Annotated in this window: 8 protein-coding genes and 1 pseudogene; 4 read left to right on the top strand and 5 right to left on the bottom strand. The window is 48.1% G+C overall.

Annotated elements, in window-relative coordinates:
- A partial coding sequence (locus TJ79_RS01755; RefSeq protein ID WP_040948569.1) for a M20 metallopeptidase family protein occupies positions 1-394 on the bottom strand: 394 nt, incomplete at its 3' end.
- Between the two features lie 170 nt (positions 395-564).
- On the opposite strand from TJ79_RS01755, the gene TJ79_RS01750 reads away from it, so the two are divergent.
- Positions 565-912: a YugN family protein gene (locus TJ79_RS01750; protein ID WP_040948568.1), complete on the top strand. Its 348-nt coding sequence runs from the start codon at positions 565-567 to the stop codon at positions 910-912.
- A 6-nt stretch (positions 913-918) separates the two neighbouring features.
- Entirely contained in the window at positions 919-2,109 is a 1,191-nt protein-coding gene (gene ftsW / locus TJ79_RS01745; protein WP_052339173.1) for a putative lipid II flippase FtsW, read from the top strand.
- A gap of 73 nt (positions 2,110-2,182) precedes the next feature.
- On the opposite strand, the gene TJ79_RS01740 is transcribed toward ftsW, so the two are convergent.
- The gene (locus TJ79_RS01740; RefSeq protein ID WP_052339172.1) at positions 2,183-2,599 is read right to left on the bottom strand and encodes an Asp23/Gls24 family envelope stress response protein; all 417 of its coding nucleotides are present in this window, start codon (positions 2,597-2,599) and stop codon (positions 2,183-2,185) included.
- Positions 2,600-2,760: 161 nt separating this feature from the next.
- Between TJ79_RS01740 and cax the strand changes: the two genes are divergently transcribed.
- Positions 2,761-3,822, top strand: coding sequence for a calcium/proton exchanger (gene cax, locus TJ79_RS01735; RefSeq protein WP_040948566.1), 1,062 nt, complete (start codon positions 2,761-2,763; stop codon positions 3,820-3,822).
- Positions 3,823-3,896: 74 nt separating this feature from the next.
- Here the strand turns inward: cax and TJ79_RS01730 are convergent, their stop codons facing one another.
- The 3 genes from TJ79_RS01730 to TJ79_RS01720 all read right to left on the bottom strand — a co-directional run bounded on the left by TJ79_RS01730 (position 3,897) and on the right by TJ79_RS01720 (position 6,848).
- Positions 3,897-4,178: an Fpa/YlaN family protein gene (locus TJ79_RS01730; RefSeq protein WP_040948565.1), complete on the bottom strand. Its 282-nt coding sequence runs from the start codon at positions 4,176-4,178 to the stop codon at positions 3,897-3,899.
- A gap of 387 nt (positions 4,179-4,565) precedes the next feature.
- Positions 4,566-4,814 (bottom strand): HPr family phosphocarrier protein, encoded by a 249-nt coding sequence (locus TJ79_RS01725; RefSeq protein WP_040948564.1) that lies wholly within the window; start codon positions 4,812-4,814, stop codon positions 4,566-4,568.
- Positions 4,815-4,928: 114 nt separating this feature from the next.
- Positions 4,929-6,848 (bottom strand): sensor domain-containing diguanylate cyclase, encoded by a 1,920-nt coding sequence (locus TJ79_RS01720; protein WP_052339171.1) that lies wholly within the window; start codon positions 6,846-6,848, stop codon positions 4,929-4,931.
- A gap of 372 nt (positions 6,849-7,220) precedes the next feature.
- On the opposite strand from TJ79_RS01720, the pseudogene TJ79_RS01715 reads away from it, so the two are divergent.
- Positions 7,221-7,483 (top strand): annotated as a pseudogene (locus tag TJ79_RS01715) (30S ribosomal protein S4); the annotation flags it as partial.

Raw genomic sequence — 7,483 nt, 5'->3', positions numbered from 1 at the left:
TAAACTTTACGTTTCCCGCTAAATCCTCCCGAATTTCGCTAAGCAGCCCGGCAACGGTAAGAAGCGTCGTCGTATGGCCATCATGACCGCATGCGTGCATAACACCGGGGATTTTGGATGAGTAGGGAAGGTTCTTCTCGTCCTGAATGGGTAATGCATCTATATCCGCTCTCAATGCAACAGTCGGGCCCGGCTTTCCGCCTCTAAGCAAGGCAGTCAAACCGTATCCGCCGACATGATCTTCAATGTCCAGATCAAGATCAGTCAGCTTGCTTTTAATAAACTGCATGGTCCGTTCTTCCTTATAGGAAAGTTCCGGGTTCTCATGCAAGTGACGCCGCCATTCCACCATACGCGGGAATAGCTGGTCAATGCGTTGTTCCCATTTTGTCATCTTCCTGCCCTCCCGAGCTATTAAATATTCTTCTATTTTACCAAAACGCCCTTGCTCCCACAACGAGGGATTGAAGCCGAAACGGTTGCGCTGGCACTGGAAACATACTATCATAAACAATGAATGGATAACCCCCACACAAGTTGAAACTATTATCAGGAGGCTCCTATATGATCATCGAAAACGCAGGATTGCACGGCAGGACTAGCGACTTAGCGACGATGGACGAGGCCATGGATAAGGCGGGTTTCATTCGTTGGCAGTGGGAATACTACCGGGCCACCTATGATCACAAAATAACCGATCCAGTCGGAGCTAGTCATTACTTTTTACGGATTAACGCACGGGTTACTGAAGGCAAGCTGGAGAACCCTTACGCCATATTGCAATTGACGGATACATACATTGGAGCGGAAACCTTTCCCCATGGTCTAGATTACGAGGTTGCCATTCCCGATTCTATCATGAAAGAAGCTCAAGAGCGCATCGATAAGATCAAGCAGCTTTTGGCCGAGTAAACCATAATGGATAGTAAAACCAAACGCAAACCACCTGATTATTTGCTCTTTTTTCTTACTCTTGCCCTGGGGGCCTTCGGGATTTTGATGGTGTTCAGTGCCAGTTCTATGGTTTCTACCTATGATAACGGCGGCAACTCCCTCGTTTTCGCCAAAAAGCAAATCATCGCCTTCGCCATGGGGATTGTCGGCATGTTTATTTTTATGAACATGTCCTATGCCAAACTGCGGAAGCTGGTTTTTCCTTTATTTTGCTGTATCATTATCATGTTGATTCTCGTCTTAATGATCGGCAACGGCGACCAATATGGATCGAGAAGCTGGATTGATCTGGGTCCCTTGAACCTCCAACCTTCGGAATTCGCCAAACTAGGCATCGTGCTGTATCTGGCGGCGCTCATTACCAATAAAGGGGATAAATTATCCAATTTCAAAAATGGATTATTGCCCTGTCTGGTCGTTACCGGAGTCGTCGCTTTCCTGATCCTGCTTGAAGGAGACATGGGGTCTGCCTCCATTTTGTTGGGCGGTTCCGCAATCGTCATCCTCGTCGGCGGTGCTCGGATCTTCCACACTGTCGTCATCGGAGCGAGCGGCCTGTTCGTCGGAGCTCTCTATATTTTCATGCCCATGCTGAAAGACCCGACGAAAACCTCCTACCGGATTGAACGGCTCACCGCCATGCGGAACCCCTTCGGTGATATGCAAAATTCAACCTGGCAAATTGCCAACTCTCTCTTTGCTTTCGGCCATGGAGGATTAACCGGAACAGGTATCGGCAACAGTATCCAGAAGCTTCACTTTCTGTCCCAGGCACACAGCGATTTTATTTTCGCCATTATCGGAGAAGAGCTTGGTTTTATCAAAACCGCGATCTTCCTGTTGGTTTACGCTTTATTCATCTGGCGGGGCATTGTGGTATCGTTGCGCTGCTCCGACAAATTCGCCTCACTTGCAGGTATCGGCATCATGAGCATGATCGGGGTCCAAGCTCTGATCAATATCGGTGGCGTCACCAACACGATCCCGATGACAGGCGTTACCCTGCCATTAATCAGCTACGGTGGTTCTTCCGCTTTAGCCGTCCTCCTCTCTATGGGAATCGTCTTGGGCATCTCGCGGGAACCCGTTCTCGAGGAGTCTTCCTCCAAGAGGAAAACGGAAAGGGGCCGGCACCCCGTAACTCGATCATATTAAAATGAAAACACGAAAAAAGAGAGCTCCAAAACCAATGGGCTCTCTTTTTCATTTTCAAAATCTATGGAATGCATTATTTTACACGATTCGGTTCTTCCAGGTCTTCCTCTTTATCCTTGAACGCGACTCCGTCCACCTTGACATTGACTTCGACAACGCGAAGACCGGTCATGTTCTCAACGGCTTCCCGGACGTTCAACTGCAACTCATGGCATACATTATGGATTTGCGAGCCATACTGCACAATGACCCGAAGATCCACAGCCGCTTCCAATTGACCAACTTCGACAGTTACGCCTTTTTGCACATTTCGGCCGCTTAACCGCTTTGCCAAGCCTTCCGATATGCCCCCTGACATTGCTGCAATTCCGACTGTGTCAACCGCCGCCAAACCGGCAATCGTGGCAACTACATCATCGGATATCCGTATAAAACCCGTATGAAGTTCTTCCACTGTCGGCTCACTCCCTTCTCTATATGACAATAGCATTGGATATTTATCTCATTATAATAAGATGTTGGTTCCCCCGTCAATGAAGACGGTTACTTTTCATTTGTCGAATCACGTAAATGTGATGATTTGCTCTCCATAGCCAAATCGTCTAAAATAAGGAAAGATTTCTGACATAATTTGATGTGCGAGGGAAGCAAATGAAGATAAAACCATTCGATATTGGCGTAATCGCCAGCTTTGTATTGGCAGGAATCGTCCACTACAGTGGAATGAATACGACTCTGCAATTCATTATCGCCTGCATCGCCGTTATTTTCGTAGCGGGCTTCTTGGGAAAAGCAACGGAAAGTGTGGCGCATTATGCGGGAGAGCGCATGGGGGGCTTTCTGAACGCCACTTTCGGCAATGCGGCTGAACTTATTATTGCGATTATCCTCATCAAAGATGCCGTCAACGGGAAGCCTGAGTTGTTCGAAATCGTGAAAGCCAGCATTACCGGCTCCATCATCGGCAATTTGCTGCTGGTTCTAGGTGTAAGCGCCCTGGTAGGCGGCATGAAGTATAAAGAGCAAAAATTCAACATCAATATGGCCTCTCACAACTCCTCGCTCATGCTCTTGGCGATTATTTCCTTGTTCATTCCCGCCGCCTTTTACAAGGATTTGGCCGGAATCAAGATGCACCAATTCAGCCTTATCATCGCAGGCGTACTTATCATTGCTTACTTCCTGTGGCTCTACTTCTCCATGAGCACCCACAAGAATGTGTTAGGAGACGAACAGACCGAGCATGGAGAGGCCCTTTGGTCGAAAAAGCGCTCCATCGTCAATCTGGTGATCGCTACGGCAATGGTCGCTCTCGTCAGCGAATGGCTGGTGGGCACCGTTGAAGAATTCACTCACCGCTTTCAACTGTCCGAGCTGTTCGTAGGCGCCTTCCTTATCGCTATCATCGGCAATGCTGCAGAGCATTCAGCCGCAGTCATCATGGCACGTAAAAACAAAATCGGCGCATCCGTGGAAATCGCCGTCGGCAGTGGACTGCAGATCTCTTTGTTTGTGGCGCCGCTTCTCGTTTTTATCAGTTTTTTCATGGGACAAACCATGGATCTGGTGTTCACCACCTACGAGCTTGTCGCCATCGGCGTAGCCACTTTTATCGCTTCCTCCATTTCCAGAGACGGCCGCACCAATTGGTATGAAGGTGTACTATTGCTGGCGGTATATATAATTCTGGGCATCGCCTTCTTCTTTGTCTAATGGCGATTGGCTATCCGAAGCATCAATAGTCGCAAAAAAAGGATGACCCGGGGGGTCATCCTTTTATCGTTCGATCATCTCTTTATCATTTCATAAAGTGCGGCCAAATTGCGCTCCAGCTTGCTTAGGAGACTCTTGCCCGCCGCTTCGTTGATAAGTCCGGCTCTTACCGCAAAATCCACTTCCCGGGATAGCCCATACATTTGCGTATCCAGCACTTCCTCGTACAGCGGACACTTGCGGGTCGTCAGATTATCCATCTGAACTTCGATCAGCTTTTCGATCTTGGCGGCATCCTCCTGTAATAAGGAAAGTGCCCGCTCATTCAAATTCAGAAGCACATCGGATGAAGACATCCTGCTAACCCCCTGTCCGTAAAAAAATCATCAGCCAAGGATAAACGGCTAACGCCGTCCTTACAGGACGAGCGGCGTTTACCATAGCGGAATAAGGCTTATCATAGTGCCAAACATATTAATTCTTATGAAGTGAAAATCCCATTAGCCTTATATTAGTCGAAATTGCGGCAATATACAAGGAAAACTGGCTAAACAGCCACCGTAGACACTGGCGCCCCAAATAGTGCAGTCAAACATGACGAAGCTTATTCAGGTACTTTTCAGGGACCCCGATGCCAGTACGAGCGGCGCTTACCGTTTCGAAACCGGGTTTATTATAGTCATTAACTTATAAATTCTGATGAAGAAAAAGAAAAGCACCCCGACTGGGATGCCTCGTCTTTCTTATTCGCTGATTGCTTTCACATTCATGTTATGCTTTGCAAATACTTCCGTCATCGCCGCTACGGCTTCTTCTGCATCCGGGCCGTGAACGTGTAGGTTGTATTCTCCGCTAGTAACCAAAGTCGTGAATAATCCAAGGATGCTCTTCACGTCAATGTACTTGCTTTCATACTGCAACACGATGGATGAACGGAAACGGTTGGCTGTTTGGGAAATTTCTACAATCGCTGCGTTATTCGCGCTGGACATATGTATCCCTCCGCATTTATTTCAATGAATTATATTGCTATCTCCATGATACCTTGAACAGGAGAGTGGCGCAACAAACATTTTTAAAACCCTTACATTTCATCTTGATTCGACCTAATTCGCCCGGGTTTGGTTCTTGCCTTCGCGTTTTGCCTGATACAATCCCATATCCGCCCTATAGAAAAGTTCGCTCGGATTGATGAGGTTGTCACCTTCTCGCCATTCCGCAATACCGCAGGAAACTGTAACCGCCGGGTCAGTTTCCCGTTTGACTTTGAGCCGAATTCGCTCCGCTACTCGTTCCGCTTGTTGAAGGCCGACCTGCGGGATGTAGACAGCCAGCTCTTCCCCACCCCACCGGGCAGCTGTATCGGAATCCCGGATACTGGCCCGGACGATGGAGCTAACCTGGATTAGCACCCGGTCTCCCGTTTGATGGCCGTATGTATCGTTAATTAGCTTGAAGTCATCGATGTCTACGACGATAATTGCGCCGCATTCATCCGAATGCTGATGCAGCGTAACCTGTTCGTCCAGAAACCTCCGGGTATAGAGACCCGTCAAATTGTCGGTGATGGCCATCCGCTTGACTTCTGCATGGAGAGAGGCATTTTCAATGGCAAGTCCGATGGCGCCGGAAAGAACGAAGAGCAGCTTATAATTTTCATAGGTGAAATAATTGGGAAACCGGTGGGTAATTAGAATCGCGCCGACCACATCGCCTTTCATGAAAATCGGAGTACCCAGTAGAGAACGGGACTCTGTCATTTCCATAAAGCGCGACTTCACAGCGGTTTGGTCCAAATAGTCCGAAACGATAACCGGCTCCTTTGTGCCACAAACGATGCCAACATAGCCTTCTTCCGAAGAAAAGACTTCGCCTAGCATCGTTTCGATATTGCTGGCTTGTACGACATAATCGCTGCCGTCCCCCTCAAATTGCAGGATGCAACAATACTCGGCTTCAAAGATCCGGATCAGTTCCATCAATGCGAACTGAAAAATTTCTTGCAGCTTCAAGCTTTGATTCAAACGCTGGGTGATCTCGTTAATCGATCGCAGTTCCCCGACAAGCAGATTGGACTGTTCATACAACCGGGCGTTTTCGAATGCGGTCCCCGCAGCTGTCGTGATCATACTGATGAAGCCCAAATCCACTGCCGAAAAACCCACACTCTCGCAATGCAGATGAAGCACCCCGTACACCCCTTGTTTTCCTGCCAGGGGCGAAGCCACCTCACTACAGCGTCCTTCTTTCGAGAGTGAATCAATAAGCCGGCCTTCCATGAATGCCCGGGTGCAGAGCTCGTTGTTTACATCAAATATATTAAGCGGCTTCACCGGCAAATTACCGTCGCGGTAATCCTGAGATAATAACAGACTCAATTCAGCGTCAGGGTAGTATTCCCGAATTTGGTAAACAACCTCCGACAAAATGAGTTGGACATCGATCAGCGTGATCAGCTTTCGAACCGAGTGAAAGACGGCGTCCTTCTTATTTCCCGCTTGCTTTTCCCGCTCCATTTGTTCGGCAAGCTCCTTTGCCCGCCTCGAATCCAAAACCGTCCGGCAGCACAAAGAGAAGAAGCCGACAGCAAAGTCCAACTCCGAAATATTGGCGTTCTCTGATAAAAAAATACCGAGGGCAGCCACAGTCGGACCGTTTTCCAAATGAACCGGCCAGACCGCTATGCGGCCGTCACAACTGCCCTTTCCGGATTGAATGCAGATCTCTGCCATCAAGCGGCTTGTCTTTGCATCATCTTCCGTTCCAAAATCAGGCAGGTACAAAGTAGGATGTTTTTTCAGATCTTCTAAGGTTTCGCTAGCTTTAAGAAGGCCGATTTGAAGAAAGCACCTGCAATCACCATAACCGGTGTGTCGGAGCTCCTCGGTCCAAAGCATAAAAGAATCGCGCAAAACAGCATCAATGTTTATTGACACTGCCTCTCCCCAAATCGCCTCAGGCAATACCGCCCCACCGATGCCATGCCACTCATCCGCACCGCGCTGTTTCCCTAGGTCGCCTTGCATGTTTTACTCCTCGTAACCGGTAAATCTTATCCTTGCTAATCCGTCCGGTTGATATAGTACTATTATACTATATTCAGTCTATGAATGGCGTGAAGTTTTTTAAGATTTTATTACTTCCTTTTTCTAGAAATCCCTTCTGCATAAACTTCACGATCCCGCCTTGACATTTGGCAGGCTTATCTTATAAAATTAGTAGATGTCTGAGCGTGCATAAACGTTCCTGTTGATCGGAGTGTCACACCCTCGCTGATTTTGTTGCCTGCGGGACAGCGGCTGAACTTTCCTGCAGGGAAGGCAACTTCATAAACAAAGTCAGGCACTCGCGTCAGCCCCAACAATCACAAAAGCACATTTAAAGGAGCAATCGAATACATGGCTCGCTACACAGGTCCTAAATTCAAATTAAGCCGCCGTCTGGGAATCTCCCTGAGCGGAACCGGCAAAGAACTGCAAAAACGTCCTTTCCCTCCCGGCCAACATGGCAATAACCAAAGAAGAAAGATCAGCGGTTACGGTCTGCAACTGGCTGAGAAACAAAAACTCCGCCACATGTACGGCTTGGGTGAAAAACAATTCCGCAATCTCTTTGATAAAGCTTCCAAGGTGAAAGGTATTTCCGGTGAAAACTTCATGTT

This window comes from Gorillibacterium massiliense, assembly GCF_000455485.1.
GTDB classification, from domain to species: domain Bacteria; phylum Bacillota; class Bacilli; order Paenibacillales; family NBRC-103111; genus Gorillibacterium; species Gorillibacterium massiliense.
The sequence above is the reverse complement of the archived record's forward strand: the minus strand, read 5'-3'. Positions and strand labels throughout refer to the sequence as shown.